Annotated in this window: 15 protein-coding genes; 4 read left to right on the forward strand and 11 right to left on the reverse strand. The window is 71.1% G+C overall.

Annotation, left to right across the window (positions count from 1 at the left end):
• The first annotated feature begins 23 nt into the window (after positions 1-23).
• Positions 24-599, forward strand: coding sequence for a TetR/AcrR family transcriptional regulator (locus tag ABFX46_RS29070; RefSeq protein ID WP_346046989.1), 576 nt, complete (start codon positions 24-26; stop codon positions 597-599).
• On the opposite strand, the gene ABFX46_RS29075 is transcribed toward ABFX46_RS29070, so the two are convergent.
• The 5 genes from ABFX46_RS29075 to ABFX46_RS29095 are packed head-to-tail and all read right to left on the reverse strand — an operon-like array spanning position 596 to position 5,237.
• Positions 596-1,294 (reverse strand): response regulator, encoded by a 699-nt coding sequence (locus ABFX46_RS29075; protein WP_346046991.1) that lies wholly within the window; start codon positions 1,292-1,294, stop codon positions 596-598. The genes ABFX46_RS29070 and ABFX46_RS29075 overlap by 4 nt on opposite strands.
• Positions 1,287-2,438 (reverse strand): sensor histidine kinase, encoded by a 1,152-nt coding sequence (locus ABFX46_RS29080; protein WP_346046993.1) that lies wholly within the window; start codon positions 2,436-2,438, stop codon positions 1,287-1,289. The genes ABFX46_RS29075 and ABFX46_RS29080 overlap by 8 nt, the downstream gene beginning before the upstream one ends.
• 43 nt (positions 2,439-2,481) lie before the next feature.
• Positions 2,482-3,222 carry an ABC transporter permease gene (locus tag ABFX46_RS29085; protein ID WP_346046994.1) on the reverse strand — a complete coding sequence of 247 codons (741 nt, stop codon included), beginning with the start codon at positions 3,220-3,222 and terminating at the stop codon, positions 2,482-2,484.
• A 1-nt stretch (position 3,223) separates the two neighbouring features.
• A complete protein-coding gene (locus ABFX46_RS29090) occupies positions 3,224-4,129 on the reverse strand; it encodes an ABC transporter ATP-binding protein (protein ID WP_346046996.1) in 906 nt (301 codons plus the stop codon).
• 58 nt (positions 4,130-4,187) lie between these two features.
• Positions 4,188-5,237, reverse strand: a complete 1,050-nt coding sequence (locus ABFX46_RS29095; RefSeq protein ID WP_346046998.1) for a tellurite resistance/C4-dicarboxylate transporter family protein — start codon at positions 5,235-5,237, stop codon at positions 4,188-4,190.
• A 178-nt stretch (positions 5,238-5,415) separates the two neighbouring features.
• On the opposite strand from ABFX46_RS29095, the gene ABFX46_RS29100 reads away from it, so the two are divergent.
• Entirely contained in the window at positions 5,416-5,505 is a 90-nt protein-coding gene (locus ABFX46_RS29100) for a helix-turn-helix domain-containing protein (RefSeq protein WP_346047000.1), read from the forward strand.
• Between the two features lie 68 nt (positions 5,506-5,573).
• Positions 5,574-6,404: an RNA-guided endonuclease InsQ/TnpB family protein gene (locus ABFX46_RS29105; RefSeq protein ID WP_346047002.1), complete on the forward strand. Its 831-nt coding sequence runs from the start codon at positions 5,574-5,576 to the stop codon at positions 6,402-6,404.
• Between the two features lie 32 nt (positions 6,405-6,436).
• Here the strand turns inward: ABFX46_RS29105 and narI are convergent, their stop codons facing one another.
• From narI to ABFX46_RS29125, 4 genes are read right to left on the reverse strand one after another with little or no spacing between them, the layout of a single operon-like run.
• On the reverse strand, positions 6,437-7,180 hold the full coding sequence (gene narI / locus ABFX46_RS29110; protein WP_346047004.1) for a respiratory nitrate reductase subunit gamma: 744 nt from the start codon (positions 7,178-7,180) through the stop codon (positions 6,437-6,439).
• Positions 7,177-7,812 carry a nitrate reductase molybdenum cofactor assembly chaperone gene (gene narJ, locus ABFX46_RS29115; protein WP_346047006.1) on the reverse strand — a complete coding sequence of 212 codons (636 nt, stop codon included), beginning with the start codon at positions 7,810-7,812 and terminating at the stop codon, positions 7,177-7,179. The genes narI and narJ overlap by 4 nt, the downstream gene beginning before the upstream one ends.
• Before the next feature lie 53 nt (positions 7,813-7,865).
• Positions 7,866-9,494 carry a nitrate reductase subunit beta gene (gene narH, locus ABFX46_RS29120; protein ID WP_346047008.1) on the reverse strand — a complete coding sequence of 543 codons (1,629 nt, stop codon included), beginning with the start codon at positions 9,492-9,494 and terminating at the stop codon, positions 7,866-7,868.
• A complete protein-coding gene (locus tag ABFX46_RS29125) occupies positions 9,494-13,174 on the reverse strand; it encodes a nitrate reductase subunit alpha (RefSeq protein ID WP_346047167.1) in 3,681 nt (1,226 codons plus the stop codon). Before ABFX46_RS29125 ends, narH begins: the two co-directional genes overlap by 1 nt.
• Positions 13,175-14,017: 843 nt before the next feature.
• Between ABFX46_RS29125 and ABFX46_RS29130 the strand changes: the two genes are divergently transcribed.
• Entirely contained in the window at positions 14,018-14,527 is a 510-nt protein-coding gene (locus tag ABFX46_RS29130; RefSeq protein ID WP_346047010.1) for a GNAT family N-acetyltransferase, read from the forward strand.
• 3 nt (positions 14,528-14,530) lie between these two features.
• On the opposite strand, the gene ABFX46_RS29135 is transcribed toward ABFX46_RS29130, so the two are convergent.
• On the reverse strand, positions 14,531-16,585 hold the full coding sequence (locus tag ABFX46_RS29135) for an MMPL family transporter (RefSeq protein ID WP_346047012.1): 2,055 nt from the start codon (positions 16,583-16,585) through the stop codon (positions 14,531-14,533).
• A gap of 93 nt (positions 16,586-16,678) precedes the next feature.
• Positions 16,679-17,092, reverse strand: a complete 414-nt coding sequence (locus ABFX46_RS29140; RefSeq protein ID WP_346047014.1) for a hypothetical protein — start codon at positions 17,090-17,092, stop codon at positions 16,679-16,681.
• Positions 17,093-17,140: the final 48 nt, after the last annotated feature.

Consider the following 17,140-nt stretch of genomic DNA (forward strand, 5'->3'; position numbering starts at 1 on the left):
GTCGGGAAAGCGGGAGGAACGGCGTGCCGAAGATCAACGCGCCGACCGTCCGGGAGCACCGCAGCCGGATGGAGGCGGCGCTGGTCGACGCGGCCGAGGAGATCCTCCGCGAGGGCGCCGGCCTGACCGTCGGCGCCGTGGCGCGCCGCGTGGGCATCGCCCGCTCCAGCGTCTACAAGTACGTCGGCAGCGTGGACGAGCTGATCGAGGCCGTCGTCGCCCGCGACTTCCCGCGCTGGGTCGCCGCCGTCCGCCGCGAGGTGGACGCGGCGCACACCCCCCAGGAGCGCGTCCTCGCCTACGCCCGCGCCAACATCGCCGAAGGCGCGAGCGGAGACCACCGCTGGCGCGTCGGCCTGGCCCGAGCATCGCTGTCCCCGGAAGCCCTGCACCGCGTCATGGCAATGCACGGCGAACTAGAGGCCCTGCTAGCCGGGGCCGTCCAAGAGATGGACGCCCGCCACCCCGATCTACTTCAATCCGCCGTGCAGTCCCTGGTGGACACCGCGATCCGCGCCATCGACAACGGCAAGCCCCCCACCGCCGTCACCGACTTCACCCTCACCGCCATCACGGCCGTGACCGGCGCCTCCCGCTAGGGGAGGATTCGGCGGTCGTAGGCGGTGGCCACGGCCGCGGCTCGGTCCTTGACGTCCAGTTTCGCGTAGATGTGGGTCAGATGGGTCTTGACCGTGGCCTCGCTGATGAAGAGCTCGGCGGCGATCTCCCGGTTGGCGGTGCCGCGGGCCACCAGGCGCAGGACCTCCAGTTCGCGCGTGCTCAGGTCGATGCCGCGCGGTTCGCGGACGCGGGAGACCAGGCGGGACGCGATGGCCGGGGACAGGACGGTGCGGCCCTCGGCGGCGGCGCGGACCGCCTCGAAGAGGTCGTCGCGCGGCGCGTCCTTCAGGAGGTAGCCGGTGGCGCCGGCCTCGATCGCCGGGATCGTGTCGGTGTCGGTGTCGTAGGTGGTGAGGACGAGCACCTTGCACGGAAGCCCGCGGCGCGTCAGTTCGGTGATGGCCTCCACGCCGCCTCCGCCGGGCATCCGCAGATCCATGAGGACGACGTCGGGGCCGAGTTCGGCGGCCAGCACGACGGCTGCGCGGCCGTCGGCGGCCTCGCCCACGACCCGGAAGCCGGTGGTCGCGGCGAACATGCCGCGCAGCCCGTCCCGGACGACGGGGTGGTCGTCGACGATCAGCACGGTGATGTCGGCGGTGTTCTCGGCGGTGTTCTCGGCGGTGTTCTCGGCGGTGTTCTCGGCTGCGCTGCCGGCGGTGTTCTCAGGCATGGCGGATCAACGGTACGCGGGCGGACACGGCCGTGCCCCGTCCCGGCTCCGACTCGACCTCCAGCGAACCGGCGACCCGTTCGGCGCGTTCGCGCATGCCGGTCAGGCCGAAGCCGGAGGAGGGGCCGGTGAAGCCGCGGCCGTCGTCGCGGACGTCAAGGGTCACTTCGTCGTCCATGTAGGAGAGGGTCACGCCGATGCGGTCGGCGTGCGCGTGGCGGGTGGCGTTGGCGAGCGCCTCCTGGGCGATGCGCAGGAGGGTCGCCTCCAGTTCGCCGTGCAGGGGTTCCACCGTTCCGGTGACGGTGAGGTCGACGCCGTCGCCGGTGATCTTCTTGAGCGCCTCGGGCAGCGTGTCGTCCTCCAGGTGGGTGGGGGCGAGGGCCCGCACGGAGCGGCGGGCCTCGCGCAGGCTCTCGCGGGCGAGGCCGGTGGCGCGGCGGACGTGCTCGCTGTCCTCGGCGGCCTGGAGCTGGGTGATGATGCCCGTCAGTCCCTGGGCGATCGTGTCGTGGATCTCGGCGGCCAGCCGGCGCCGCTCGTCGCTGACCCCGGCCTCGCGCGCCTGGACGAGGAGCTGCGCCTGCAGGCCCGCGTTCTCGGCGAGGGCCTGCTCCAGGCGGGTGTTGGTCCGTTCGAGTTCGGCGATGGTCTCGGCCTGGACGCGGGTCCGCTCGGCCTCCCGGTCGGAGAGGGCGCCGAAGACGAGGATGAGCCCGGTGTTCAGGACGAGGAGGCCGCCGAACCCGGCCGCCTGCCCGGGGCTCGCCGGTGGCAGCCCGCCCGACTGCGCGCCCGCCATCGTGACCGCCGTGACGAACGCCCCGGTCATGGCCCAGCGGCGGGTCAGGAAGTGCTGGGAGTCGAAGTACCCGAGGACGGCGTAGACGGAGAAGAAGGGGTTCAGCCACGACATGGCGAACGCGAGGGCGGTCCGCGTCCAGAAGTAGACGGGCCCGGGGATCTTCCGTCCGGCGTGCAGGATCTGGAGGGCCAGCGCGGTGACCAGGAGGGCCGCCGCCGCCCGCTCCTCCGCCACCGACATGATCTCCCGGATGAGCAGCGCCAGGAAGGTCGCGAGCGGGAGCAGGGCGAACGGCCCCCAGCGGTAGAACCGCTCCCATTGCTCCTGAATTGTCGGCATTCTGCCAGTTTCCCCCACTCCAGCGGAGTCCCAGCGCGGTTCCCTACTCCCAGCGGAACCAGCGCACGGCGGCGGCGATCAGGACGGCGGCCCAGGCGGCGGTGACGCCGAGGTGCGTCCAGTCCGGCCACGCGCCCTCGGCGGCCTGGTTGAGGGCCTGGGACGCGGCCCCGAACGGAAAGTACTCCACGATCCGCTGCAGCACATCGGGCATGGCCTGGACCGGCACCCAGACCCCCGCGAGGAACATCGCCGGGAAGAAGACGACCGAGCCGACCACGGTGGTGGCCTTGGTGGTCGGCGTGACCGCCGTGACCGCCGCGCCCAGCGCGAGCGCGCCGAGCGCGCCGAGCAGGAGCGCCAGCAGGTATCCGGGCACCTGGCCGGGCAGCGCCACGCCGAAGGCGACCCGGCCGACGGCGATGACCAGCAGCGCCGACCCGAGCGCGGCGGCGAAGTGCAGGACGATCTGCGCCGCCAGCAGCGACGCGGGCCGGACGGGCGTGGTCGACATCCGGCGCAGGATGCCGCGCTCGCGGTAGCCGGACAGGACGGGCGGCAGCGCCTGGATCCCCGCCATGATCAGCGCGAGCAGCACGTTGACCGGGACGTACAGGTCGATGACCCGGAGGCCGCCGAGGGAGGGGTCCGGGTCCCGGAACGACGGGATCAGCCCGAGGATCGTCAGCAGCACGGTCGGGAACGCGACGATCCAGAACAGGCTGAACGGCTCGCGGGAGAAGAGCCGGAATTCGGCCTTGAGGACGGCGGTGGACGCGGACACGTCAGTTCTCCTGCTCTGCGGTGAGTTCGAGGAAGGCGTCGTCCAGCGTGGCGTCGGTGATGCGCAGCTGGTGGGCGGTGACCTGGCTCCGGGCCAGCAGCGAGATGACCGCGTTGACGGTCGCGTCGGTGCCGTGGACGGTGAGGCGGCCGTCGCGCCGCTCGATGGTCGCGGCCTCCGGCAGGTCGGCCAGGTCGCCGGCGTCGAGGGGCCGGGACGGGGTGAACGACAGCACGGTGCCGCCGGCGCTGCGCCGGATCAGCCCGGCGGGGGTGTCGAGCGCGGCGACACGGCCCTGCTTGAACACCGCGATCCGGTCGCAGAGCCGCTGCGCCTCCTCCATGAAGTGGGTGACGAGCACGACGGTGACGCCGGAGCCGCGGACGTCCTCGATCAGCGTCCAGGTGTCGCGGCGGGCGCGCGGGTCGAGGCCGGTGGTCAGCTCGTCCAGGACGACGATCCGGGGGCGGCCGATCAGCGCGAGGGCGATGAACAGGCGCTGCTTCTGCCCGCCGGACAGCTTGCCGAACCGCGTCCCGAGCTTCCCGGTGATCCCGAGCCGCTCGGCGAGCTCCCGCCAGTCGGCGGGCTCCGGATAGAAGGCGCTGTAGAGCTCCAGCGCCTCCCGGACGGTCAGCTTCTCCTGGAGTTCGCTCTCCTGGAGCTGCACGCCGAGGATCCCGGTGAGCTCCGCGCGGTCGGTGCGCGGGTCGAGGCCGGCGACGCGCACGGCTCCCCCGTCCGGCTCGCGCAGACCCTCCAGGCACTCGACGGTCGTCGTCTTCCCCGCCCCGTTGGAGCCGAGGATCCCGAAGATCTCCCCCTCCTCGACGGCGAAGGTGACGCCGTCCACGACCGGACGGCCGCCGTAGACCTTCCGCAGGCCGTTGACTTCGATGATGGGCATGCTTCGAGCATCGCGGCGCCCGTCCCGGCGCACATCGCCCGAGCCGCTCGACCCGGCATCAGCCGATCGGCTGATGCCGGGGCCGTACCAGCGTCCGCGCCAGGTGGACGAGCATGGCGGCGAAGGCGAGCGCCCACACGGTCAGCGCCACCCACGTCTCGTACGTGCCGATGCCCTCGACGACGGGAAGGCTGTCGGCGACGCCGAGGTACTGGCCCGCGACCCCGTACATGCCGAGGGGGAACACGACGCTCCACCAGGTCGCCTCGTAGCGGAGCGGGATGCGGTGGACGACGTGCCGCCACCACCCGGCCGCGACCAGCGGGACGATGAGCCAGCTGCCGAACGCCCAGAACACCACGGACACGCCGGCGACGAGGCCGCGGGTGGCGTTCACCATCGGCGCGTCGGCCATCTCCACGATCCGCGCGCCCGCCACCACGGTGATGGCGGTGGCGCCCATCGCGACCCAGTAGGGCGGGGTCAGGTCCGTCGGGCGCAGCGGGTACAGCAGCAGCCGCGCGGCGACGAAGATCCCGGCGGCGGCGTACAGGATCGCGCCGACCGCCCAGGAGCAGACGGCGAGCAGCGCCAGTTCCCGGCGCCACATCTCCGACTGCGGTTCCAGGACGGCCGACAGCACCGCGACCGATTGGCTGGCGACGACCCAGATGAACCACGTCCCGTTCGCCCCGGCCACGACGGGACGGTCCTCGCGGCCGAGCACCGCCGTCCACGGCACGACGTAGCCGAGCACGAACCAGCTGAGCCCGCCGACGACGAGCAGCCCGAGCGCGACGCCGTGCTGCCCGGTCAGCGCGATCCGCGTCCCGAGGACGTCGGTGCCGGCGACGAAGGTGAAGAACCCGAACCCGCGCCGCGGGTCGGTGAAGTCGGCGCGCAACTCGGCGGGAAAGGCGACCGCCCGCCACACCGTCGCCGCGACGAGAACGGCGTACGACACGATGGCCACCCACATCATCACGTCCGACAGCAGCGTCAGCCCGTTCGTGTGCACGCCGAGCGACACGATGCAGGTCCCCATGACCAGCGCGAAGTACCCCGGATTAAGCGTCGCGACGGCCTGTTCGACTGCGACAGGACGCATGCCCGCACGCTCGCTGCTCACCAATCCTCCGAAGGGTGCCTCCGGCTCTTCGGCCGGGTGGAGTCCGTAGTCTGCCAGGAGCGGCCAAGGCGAACCGATGCGGTCCGGCGTCGAAGTTCTCCATCACCTGATCCGCATTCTCCGTACATGTACGTTCACACTCTGCAATGTGCTGACCATGCGAACGGCGTACAAGTGCCGGGCCTACCCGGACTCCGAGCAGGCGGCGATCTTCAGCCGCACGTTCGGCTGCGTCCGCCTGGTATAGAACGCGGCTCCCGCCAGTCCGCCCACTACACCCGCTCGGCCTTCCGATTCAAGAACGGGCACCTGTGGATGGCCAAGACCACCGCACCACTGACGCTGGTGTGGTCTTTCGACGAGGTGGACCTGGCCGCATTGAACCCGACGATGGTGGTGGTCTCGCGGGAACCGGACGGCCGCTGGTACGTGACCTTGGCCGTCGACCGCGACCCACTCGAGCCGATGCCGTCGACCGGGCACCAGATCGGCATCGATCTGGGAGTAAAGGACTTCGCGGTGACCAGTGACGGAGACCGCATTGCCAACCCCCGCCATCTGGAGCGCAAGGCGGCGAACCTGGCCCGCTATCAGCGGCGCATGACCCGTAAGCAACTCGGCTCGGCCAATCGGCGCAAGGCCAGGGCCAAGGTCGCCCGCTCCCACCGCAAGGTCCGCAATGCCCGGGCCGACTTCCTGCACCGCACCAGCACCGGCCTCGTCCGCCGAGCGGATGTGATCGTGATCGAGGATCTCACGGTCGCCGGCATGGTTCGCAACCGCCGACTGGCCCGCGCGATCTCCGACTGCGGGTGGGGCGAGTTCCGGCGCCAACTGGAGTACAAGGCCCACCGCGCCGGGCGTACCCTGATCGTGATCGACCGGTGGTACCCCTCGTCCAAGACCTGCTCGGCCTGCGGGTACCTCCTGGCCGAACTGAGCCTTTCCACCCGGCGTTGGACGTGTCCGGGCTGCCGCACCCGGCACGACCGGGACCACAACGCGGCCGAGAACATCCTTGCGGCTGGTCGAGCCGTAGCCGCGGGCAGCGCCCCCGGCGAGGTCTGTGGAGCTGATGTCAGACGGCAAGGGCCCTCCCTTCCGCAGTCGGCCGGGAAGCAGAAACCCCTATGGCGCGAGCCGTAGGAATCCCCTTCGCAGAGGGGGAGGGAGTCAAATCAGTACGGTACGCCGATCTTGCGCCACTTCCTGCCGCCGGTTCCCGGTTCGGGCGGGGGTGCGGCGCGGCGGTTCCGGTAGACGACGTAGGGCCGCCACAGGTACCAGAGCGGGTAGCTCCACGCGTGGACGAGCCGGCTGAACGGCCACACCGCGAGGATCGCCCAGGCGGCGGTCGCGTGCACCTGGTACATCGCGGGCGCGGCGGCGATCGCCCGGTAGTCCGGGGAGCCGGTGAACAGGCTGCGGAACCACGGGGACACGGTGTGCCGGTAGTCGTAGCCGTCCCCGAACTGCTGGACGCCGAGGGTCAGGTAGATGCCGAGCACGCTGATGATGCCGAGCAGGATCAGCGCCAGGTAGTCGACCGCGCTGGTGGTGGCGCGCACCCGCGGGACGCCCATCCGGCGGAAGATCAGGATGCCGGCGCCGATGAGGACGCCGATCGCCGCGACCGACCCGGCGATGCCGGAGAACAGGGTGTAGGCGCGTTCCGGAATGCCCATCCACTCGGTGACCGACTTCGGGATGAGGATGCCGATGACGTGCCCGGCGATGGCGGCGAACGTGGCGTAGTGGAACAGCGGCGCGCCCCATTTGAGGAGCCGGCGCTCCTGCAGCTGGGTGGAGCGGCTCGTCCAGCCGAACTGGTCGTAGCGCCAGCGCCAGACGTGCCCGACCACGAACACGATCAGCGCGGCGTAGGGCAGGATGATCCACCACCACAGGTCCCAGTTCGTCATCGGCGTCCTCCCGCCCCGGTTCCGTCCATGTACTCCGGTGGGGCGAACGGTTCGAGGCCCACCTCCTCGTCCGGCGGTCCCTTCTCCCACGCGTGGCGGACCAGCGCGAGGTCGCGGCGGGTCAGCCGCGGCAGTCCCGCGCACACCGCCCCGATCAGGTCGGCGTAGGGGGTGCCCGCCTCGCGCAGCGCCTTGCGCAGCAGCTCCAGGTCGGCGCGGTGCCGCCGCAGCAGCGTCTCGCCGGCGGGGGTGAGCGCCGCGAAGTCGAGGACGAGCGGCAGGTAGTCGGGCAGGTCCTCGTCGGACGGCTGGAACCCGGCGACCCGGTAGGCGGTCTTGAACGCGAGCATCGCCATGCCGCGCTTGCGGGTGTCGCCGTACCGGTAGTAGGTGAGGTACAGCGCGCAGCGGCGCCGCAGGTCGAACGTCTCGACGTAGTGCTGCGCGACCTCGCCGGACGGGGTGGCGCGCAGCCAGCCGAGGAACCGCGCGAACGCCTCCCGGGACGCCTTCGGCGCGGTGCCGGACGCGGCGGCGTCGAGCCGGTCGAGCCCCTCGAACAGCGCCGCCGTCGGGTATTGCAGCAGCACCGACGCGAGCTTGTACGGGCTGCCCGCCAGGCTCTTCGCCATGCTTCTCGCCGGGCTTTTCGCAGTGCCGCCCGCAGTGCTGCCGGCCGTGGGGGTCATGTCGGGTCCCCTTCCGGGAAGAGGTGGGGCGCGTCGCCGCGGCCGTCCCAGCCGAGCAGGTTGAAGTGCGTCCTGCCGTCGTCGCCGCGGAACGTGCCGGCGCCGCCGCGGACCTCGCCCGGATGGAAGTCCTCCACGCTCGGCGGCCCGCTGCCGCCCATGCCGGGGCCGCCGTCGGTGTCGAGGCTGCAGAACAGCTGCTCATGCTGGGCCATGAGCCGTCCGGCGTCCTCGGCGTGCGCCTTCGGGATGACGTAGCGCTCCTCGTACTTGGCGATGGCGAGCAGCCGGTACAGGTCGTCCAGTTCCTCCGGGGTGGAGCCGACCGACGCGGGCAGGTCCTCGCCGAGGTCGAGGCCGAGCTGCCCGGCGCGCTGCACGGCGCGGACGGCGGCGAGCTTGCGCAGGACGTCCCGGACGGTCGACGCCTTCCCCGCCGTGAACAGGTTCGCGAGGTACTCGATTGGGATGCGCAGCTCGTCGATCGTGGCGAAGACGCGGTCGGGGTCGTCGGCGTCGTATCCGGCGGAGTGCGCGACGTCCGCGACCGGGGACAGCGGCGGGATGTACCAGACCATCGGCAGCGTCCGGTACTCCGGATGCAGCGGCAGCGCGACCCGGTGCCGGACGGCCAGCGAGTAGACCGGCGAGCGCTTCGCCGCCTCGATCCAGTCGGCGGGAATGCCGGCTTCCGCGGCCTCCCGCTGCACGTCCGGGTCGAAGGGGTCGAGGAACACCGAAAGCTGCGCCTCGTACAGGTCCTGCTCGTCGGGCGTCGCGGCGGCCTCGGTCACCTTGTCGGCGTCGTACAGGAACAGGCCCAGGTAGCGGAGCCGGCCGACGCACGTCTCGGAGCAGATGGTCGGCTGCCCGGCCTCGATGCGCGGGAAGCAGAGCGTGCACTTCTCCGCCTTGCCGGTGCGGTGGTTGAAGTACACCTTCTTGTACGGGCAGCCGGACACGCAGAACCGCCAGCCCCGGCAGCGGTCCTGGTCGACGAGGACGATGCCGTCCTCCGACCGCTTGTACATCGCGCCGGACGGGCACGACGCGACGCACGACGGGTTGAGGCAGTGCTCGCAGATGCGCGGCAGGTAGAACATGAACACCTGCTCGAACTCCATCTTGACCCGGTCCTCGATCCCGGCGAGGTCGGGGTCGCCGACCGCGTGCTCGGGCGCGCCCGCGAGGTCGTCGTCCCAGTTGCTGCCCCACTTCAGGTTCATGTCGCGGCCGGTGAGCGCCGAGATGGAGTGCGCGCTGGGGTTCGTCGTGCCGAGCGGGGCGTGGATCACCGTCTGGTAGTCGTAGGTCCAGGGGTCGCCGTAGTCGTCGATGGACGGCAGGTTCGGGTTGTAGAAGATCGCGAGCAGCTTGCTCAGCCGGCCGCCGGCCTTGAGCTGGAGGCGGCCCCTGCGGTCGAGCGTCCAGCCGCCCTTCCACTGCTCCTGGTCCTCGTAGCGGCGCGGGTAGCCGAGGCCGGGCTTGGTCTCGACGTTGTTGAAGTACACGTACTCGGTGCCCGGACGGTTGGTCCAGGTCTGCTTGCAGGTGACCGAGCAGGTATGGCAGCCGATGCACTTGTCGAGGTTCATCACCATCGCCACCTGCGCCATCGGCCGCATCAGAACCGCACCTCCTGGGAGCGCCTGCGGATCACGCCGACCTCGTCCCGCTGGCTGCCGGTCGGGCCGTAGTAGTTGAACCCGTAGCTGAACTGGCCGTAGCCGCCGATCAGGTGCGTCGGCTTGATCACCAGGCGGGTCAGCGAGTTGTCGGAGCCGCCGTGCCAGCCGGACAGCTCCGACTTCGGCGTCATCAGGTGCCGGTCCATCGCGTGGTACATGAAGACCGTCCCGCGCGGCATCCGGTGCGTGACCACCGCGCGGCAAGCCACCACTCCGTTGCGGTTGTAGGCCTCGATCCAGTCGTTGTCGCGGACGCCGATCTCCGCCGCGTCGACCGGGCTCATCCAGATCACCGGGCCGCCGCGGAACAGCCGCAGCATGTGCAGGTTGTCCTGGTACTCCGAGTGGATCGACCATTTCGAATGCGGGGTGAGGTACCGGACGGTGACCTCCGGCCGCCCCTCCTCCCGGAGGCCCAGTTCACCGGAGTGGTGCCGGACGTAGCTCAGCGGCGGGCGGTAGGTCGGCAGCGCCTCGCCGTACTCGTGGATCCAGTCGTGGTCGAGGAAGAAGTGCATCCGCCCGGTGAGCGTGTGCCAGGGTTTCTTGCGCTCGACGTTGACGGTGAACGGGGAGTATCTCCGTCCGCCCGATTCGATGCCGGACCATTCCGGGCTTGCGATGACGGCGCGGGGCTGCGCCACGGTGTCGCCGAACGAGATGTGCTCCCCGGAGCGCTCCTCGCCGAGGTCGGCGAGTCCGACGCCGGTCCTCTTCTCCAGGTCCTTCCAGCCGAGCATGGCGACGCGGCCGTTCGTGGTGCCCGACAGCGCCAGGATCGCCTCGGCCAGATGCACGTCCAGGGAGAGGGACGGGCGGCCGTCGGCGACACCGCCGCGCACGACCCCGTTGGCCTGGCGCAGGTAGTCGACCGCCTCGGTCGGCACCCACGAGACGCCCTTGGTGGACGTCCCCTTGTCGACCAGCGGGCCGAGCGCGGCCATCTTCGCCGCGACCGCCGTGTAGTCGCGCTCGATGGTGACGAGCTTCGGCATCGTCACGCCGGGGACCGGCTCGCACTCCCCCGCCTTCCAGTCGAGGACCCTGCCGCCCGGCTGGGCGGTCTCGTCCGGGCTGTCGTGCATCAGCGGCACCGGGAGGACGTCGGTGCGGGTGCCGAGATGCTCGCGGGCGAGCTTGGAGAAGTCCTCGGCGATGAGCCGGAACGCGTCGAAGTCGGTCCGCGACTCCCACGGCGGCGCGATCGCCGGGTTGAACGAGTGCACGAACGGGTGCATGTCCGTGCTGGACAGGTCGTGCTTCTCGTACCAGGTCGCCGCCGGCAGGACGATGTCGGCGTACGTGCACGAACTCGTCATACGGAAGTCGATGGTGGTGAGCAGGTCGAGCTTGCCGCGCGGCGCCTCGTCCCGCCAGGCCACCTCGGCCGGGCGCAGGCCCGGCGGCGACTCCTCGGCCCGGACGGCGTCGTCGGTGCCGAGCAGGTGCCGCATGAAGTACTCCATGCCCTTGCCCGAGGAGCCGAGGACGTTCGCCCGCCAGATCGTCATGACCCGCGGCCAGTTCTCGGGCGCATCCGGGTCCTCGGCGGCGAACCGGAGCCGGCCGGACTTCAACTCGTCCACGACGTGGTCGGCGACGGGACGCCCCGCGCGCTCGGCCTCGTCGGCGAGGTCGAGCGGGTTCCGGTCGAAGCCCGGATGGGACGGCGTCCAGCCGAGGCGGGACGCCTGCGCCAGGCAGTCGGCGAACATCCGCCCCTGGAACAGGCCGCGGCCGAGCGGACCGACCATCTCGCCGGGCCCGAACGTCTCGTACCGCCACTGGTCGGTGTGCAGGTAGAAGAACGAGGTGCCGGTCATGTGCCGGGTGGGGCGCTGCCAGTCCAGCGCGAACGCGGTCTGCTGCCAGCCGGTCAGCGGACGCACCTTCTCCTGGCCGACGTAGTGCGCCCAGCCGCCGCCGTTCACGCCCTGGCAGCCGCACAGCATCGTCAGCGTGAAGAACGCCCGGTAGATCTGGTCGGAGTGGTACCAGTGGTTCGTCCCGCCGCCCATGCAGATCATCGACCGGCCGCGCGACAGCTCGGCGTTGCGGGCGAACTCCCGCGCCACCCTGACCGCGGCCGCCGCCGGGACGGACGTGATCCCCTCCTGCCACGCGGGCGTGTTCGGGTGCGCGGCGTCGTCGTACCCGGACGGCCAGTCGCCGGGCAGCCCGTCGCGCGGCACCGCGTACTGCGCCATGAGCAGGTCGAACACCGTCGTGACGAGCCGTCCGCCGACCCGCATCACCGGCACGCCCCGCCGGACGACCGCACCGCCCTCGGTCTCGCCGATGTCGAACCGCGGCAGATCGACCGCCACCGCATCGGTGTGCCGCCCATAGAGGGTCAGCAGCGGATCGATGTCGCCCAGCTCCAGGTTCCACTTCCCCTGCCCGGACTCGGTGTAGCGGAAGCCGAGCGACCCATTGGGCGCCACCGGCTCACCGGCACGCGCGTCGAACAGAACCGGTTTGTGCGCCGCGCCCTCCCCGTCGTCCCCCAGTTCGGCCGCAGTGAGAAACCGTCCCGGCCGCACCGCCTCCCCGTGCTCTTCCAACGTCACGAGGAACGGCAGATCGGTGTAGCTCTTGACGTACTCGTCGAAGTAAGGCACGCGCCGATCGCGGAAGAACTCGGTGAGCACGACGTGGCCCATCGCCATCGCCAGCGCGCCGTCCGTACCGGGCGCCGCCGCGAGCCAGTCGTCCGCGAACTTCGTATGGTCAGAAAAATCTGGAGAAACAACGACGACCTTCTGCCCCCGATACCGGGCCTCGGTCATGAAGTGCGCATCCGGCGTCCGGGTAATGGGCAGGTTGGTGCCCCAGATGACCAGATAAGACGAGTTCCACCAGTCACCGGATTCCGGGACATCGGTCTGGTCTCCGTACACCTGCGGCGACGCGATCGGCAGGTCGGCGTACCAGTCGTAGAACGACAGGATCGTCCCGCCGATCATCGAAAGAAACCGGGTACCCGCCGCATACGAGACCATCGACATGGCGGGAATCGGGGTGAACCCGACCACCCGATCAGGCCCGTACTCCTTGACGGTATGCACATGCGCGGCGGCGATCAGCTCGGTGACCTCCGGCCACGACGACCGGACGAACCCGCCTTTCCCCCGCGCGCTCTTGTACGCGGCCGTCGCCTCCGGGTCACCCGTGATCTCCGCCCACGCGGCCACCGGATCACCGTGCCGCCGCCGCGCCTTCCGCCACAGCGTCAGCAGCGGACTCCGCACATATGGATACCGCACCCGCGACGGCGAATAGGTGTACCAGGAGAACGACGCCCCGCGCGGACAACCGCGCGGCTCGTACTCCGGCGAGTCGGGCCCCACCGACGGATAGTCGGTCTGCTGGGTCTCCCACGTGATGATGCCGTCCTTGACGTACACCTTCCACGAACACGACCCTGTGCAGTTCACCCCGTGCGTGGACCGCACTTCCTTATCGTGCCGCCACCGCTCCCGATAGAACTCCTCAGCCCCTCGCCCGCCGTCCCGATTCAACATGCGGTAGTCATCGGACGGCGTCCCGGGCACAAAGAACTGCGCCTTCCGCAGCAGCCCTTCGACGGGCTCCCCCTGAGGCAGCAGCGGCGCCATCAGCCTGCGAGGACGATCTCCGTCATGCGCCGCCGCCTGCCTCACCGATGACATGCCACCACCTAGCCTCGCCGAACCGGACCACGTGCGCGGGCACAACTACCCGAGCCCGCCCCCTCCCCAACCGACGAGCCCCCGGATATACCAAATCCCGATGCAAAAATGCCCCGTCTCGCACTCTCGGCTCCCCGCATGCGGCGGCACGGCCTGGAGCGCTGGAGCCACTCCGCCCCGGGACGGCTATCGCTACAGCGCAGATTCCCACTGCTCAGCACTCAGCGGGCGTTTGATCCCGAGATATGGCGATGGGTGACGATCCCTGCGTGCCTGCGACCTTGCTCGGAGAGCAACGCAGGAGGCGGTTGAGAGAGGCGGGGCACGAGCGGCACTTCCCGAGCCACGTTTATGGCTATTCTTCTGTCTCATCCCAAAATGAGCGTCCACGTCTGGTTTCACAGATGGCTACAGCGGTCCGGCTTGTATGACCTGACGGCCCGCGGCGGGAGTAGCTGGCGGCGTCATCGCGCTGGCGACTGACCGCGCTCCGCCGACGACCGGTGGCGGACGCCGACGACCGGTGCGGACGCTGGGGCTGACCGTCCCGGGGCTCGTCTGGGTGCTCCTCCCCGCCCGCCGCATTGGTGGCAGCGCTGTCCTGGCTGGTCAGAGTCGTCACTGGCTGGTCGGAGTCGTCACTGGCCGGCTGTTCGTCCGCACGCGGTTGTTCTGGGCCGTCCCGAGGGCCGGGATCTGGAGGATCTCTGCGGGGATCCTTGGCCTGGTGCTCGCCATTAGCCCGGACCGTAGCGTTGCCGCGCTTTCGTCATTTAGCGTCGATGGACGATGAGTGACACGGAAACAGGCGTTCGGGCGATGCGTGCCGAGGACGGCGAGCAGGTGCTCGCCATCTATCAGGCGGGGCTCGATACCGGAGACGCCAGCTTCGAGACCGACGCGCCCTCGTGGGAGGTGTTCGATGCGGCCAAGTTGCCTGGGCACCGGTTCGTCGCCACTGGTGACCATGGAGAAGTGCTCGGGTGGATCGCCGCCTCGGCGGTGTCGGAGCGGTGTTGTTATGCCGGGGTCGTCGAGCACAGCGTCTATGTGTCGGCCGAGGCGCGTGGGCGGGGTGTCGGCGCGGCGCTGCTGGGGGCGTTCATCGCCTCTGCCGAGGCGGGTGGGATCTGGACGATCCAGACCGGCATCTTCCCCGAGAACACCGCGAGCCTGCGGTTGCACCGTGCGGCCGGGTTCCGCACCGTGGGGACGCGCGTCCGGCTCGGGCGCCATCATGGGCGCTGGCGGGACGTCGTGATGCTGGAGCGGCGCAGCACCGCCGCGGGCGTCGATTGAGCTTCAGCGGGAGAGGGCGCCCGGCCACCAGGCGCGAGGGCCGGCGTCTCTGACCAGGGCGGGCACGAGGACGGACCGTACGAGCAGCGTGTCCATCAGGACGCCGAACGCCACGATGAAGGCGATCTGGACGAGGAACGCCAGCGGGATGACGACCAGCGCGGCGAAGGTCGCGGCGAGGACCACGCCCGCCGAGGTGATGACGCCGCCGGTCGCGGTGAGGCCGCGCAGGACGCCCTCGCGCGGGCCGTGCCGCAGCGACTCCTCGCGGGCGCGGGTCATCAGGAAGATGTTGTAGTCGACGCCGAGGGCGACGAGGAACACGAACCCGTACAAGGGCACCGACGGGTCGGTGGCGGTGAAGTCGAGCAGGTGCTGGAAGACCAGTGCGGCGACGCCGAGGGTCGCCAGGTAGTTGAGGCCGACGGTGGCGACGAGGAGCAGCGGCATCGCCAGTGAGCGGAGCAGCATCACCAGGATCACCACGATGATGCCGAGCACGACCGGGATGATGATGTTGCGGTCGTGCCGGGCGGCGGCGAGGGTGTCGGCCTGCTGGGCCGTGTAGCCGCCGACCAGCGCGTCGGCGCCGGGGATCGCGTGCAGGCCGGTGCGGAGGCGGTCGACGGTCAGCCGGGCCGCGTCGGTGTCGGCGGCGGCCTTCAGGGTGACGTCGACCAGGGCACGTCCGTCGACGACGAGCGGCGCGCCGGCCCGGGTGCGGGGTCGCACGTCCGCCACGCCCTGGGTGCGGCTCGCGACGTCCACGACCTGGGGCAGCGCCGGCGCGTTGGCGAGCACGACCGCGGGATTGCCCGCGCCGCCCGGAAAGTGCGCGTTGAGGACGTTCTGCGCCGTCACCGACGGGGTCTCCCCGACGAACGTCTCGCTCAGCGGCACCCCCTCCGTGCGGAGCGTGGGCATGAACGCGGCGAAGGCGATCAGGACGATGAGGGAACCCGCCCAGAGGCGGCGCGGGTGGCGGTCCAGCAGGCTCGCGATCCGCTCCCAGATCCGGTGCCTGGACGCCCCGGCGCGGTCCGGGTGCGGCCGGGCCGGCCAGTAGACCGACCGTCCCAGCAGGACCAGGACGGCGGGCAGGAAGGTGAGCGCGCTCAGCAGCGCGCAAGCGATGCCGATGGCCCCGACAGGCCCGAGCGCGCGGTTGTTGGACAGGTCGCTGAGGAGGAGGGCGATCAGTCCCATCGCCACGGTGCCGCCGCTGGCGGCGATGGCGCCGGCGGAGCGGCGCCACGCGGCCCACAGCGCCGTGCCCCGCGAGCCCCCGCCGGCGAGCTCCTCGCGGAACCGGGCCGACAGCAGCAGCGCGTAGTCGGTGCAGGCGCCGATGACGAGGATGGACAGGATGCCCTGCACCTGGCCGTCCACCGTGACCGTCCCGCGTTTTGCCAGGTAGTAGACGATGGCGCTGGCCAGCCCCAGCGCGAACACCGACCCGAAGATGATCACGAACGGGAGCAGCAGGCTCCGGTAGACCAGCAGCAGGATCAGCAGGACGACGGCGACGGCCACGCCGATGAGCAGGGTGTCGATGCCGGAGAAGGCGTCGGCGAGGTCGGCCTGGGTCGCGGCCGGGCCGGCGACGAACGCACCGGCCCCGGGCACCTGGCCGGCGGCCTCGCGGATGCGGTCCACCGTCGCGGTGCTGTGCTCGCCGACATCGGACCTGACCTGCACCACTCCGGTCATCGCCGTCCCGTCCTGCGACGGCACGATCGGGGACGGCGGCCCCGTCACATACGGGACGCCCTGCAGCGAGGCGAGCGCGCGCTGCGCCGCCGCACGCTGCTCGGCCGAGATGTCACCGCCCCGCGCCGTCCACACCACGATGGCCGGGATCGTCTGGTTCGACTCGAAGGCCGCCTCCTGTTCGAGGACGCGCGTCGATTCGGCGCTCTGCGGCAGGAACGACGACTGCTCGTTGGAGGCGACGTCGCCGAGTTTCCCCGCGTACGGGCCGAGCGTCCCGCCGATGGCCAGCCAGGCCAGCAGCAGCGCGACGGGCAGGGCCCAGCGGACGGCTCGCGATACGGACATGACCTTCCCGGCGACATGGAGTGAGCATGCCTCGCAGACCTTCCCCGTTCGGCGCCGCGAAACATGATCGCCGCCGCGGGCGGCGGGGGCCGGTCAGGCGGGGGCGGGGAGGGTCGGCCACACGAAGGCGTGCGTGTACCAGGCGGCGGCGCCGCGGCCGTGCCGCCTGCCGTAGGTGACGGCGATCGCGGCGAGGTGGGAGCCGGGGCGCCCCGGCCGGTCGGCGGCCGCGTCGTGGAGTTCGCCCAGCAGCAGCCGGGACGGCTGGTGCAGTTCCAGCCGCAGGACGAGGGGGCCGCGGCAGCGGGTGGCGGTCCGCGCGACGAGGTCCTGGACCAGCGGCGCCACGCGGTCGGTCAGGCTGCCCGCGGCCGGGCCCAGCCCCCACGACTGCAGCGCGCCCCGGATGATGCCCCGGACGTTGCCCACCGCGATCCGGCCGACCGGCAGCTGCCAGCGGCCGGCGAGCAGCGGCTCCGGGGTGGTGGGCGCGGGAACGGTGCTCATGTGCCTCTCCGATCACGAACATGCTCCGGCCCGACGGGCCCTCCCGGC

The sequence above is a fragment of the Actinomadura chokoriensis genome, assembly GCF_039529475.1.
Taxonomy (GTDB): domain Bacteria; phylum Actinomycetota; class Actinomycetes; order Streptosporangiales; family Streptosporangiaceae; genus Spirillospora; species Spirillospora bangladeshensis.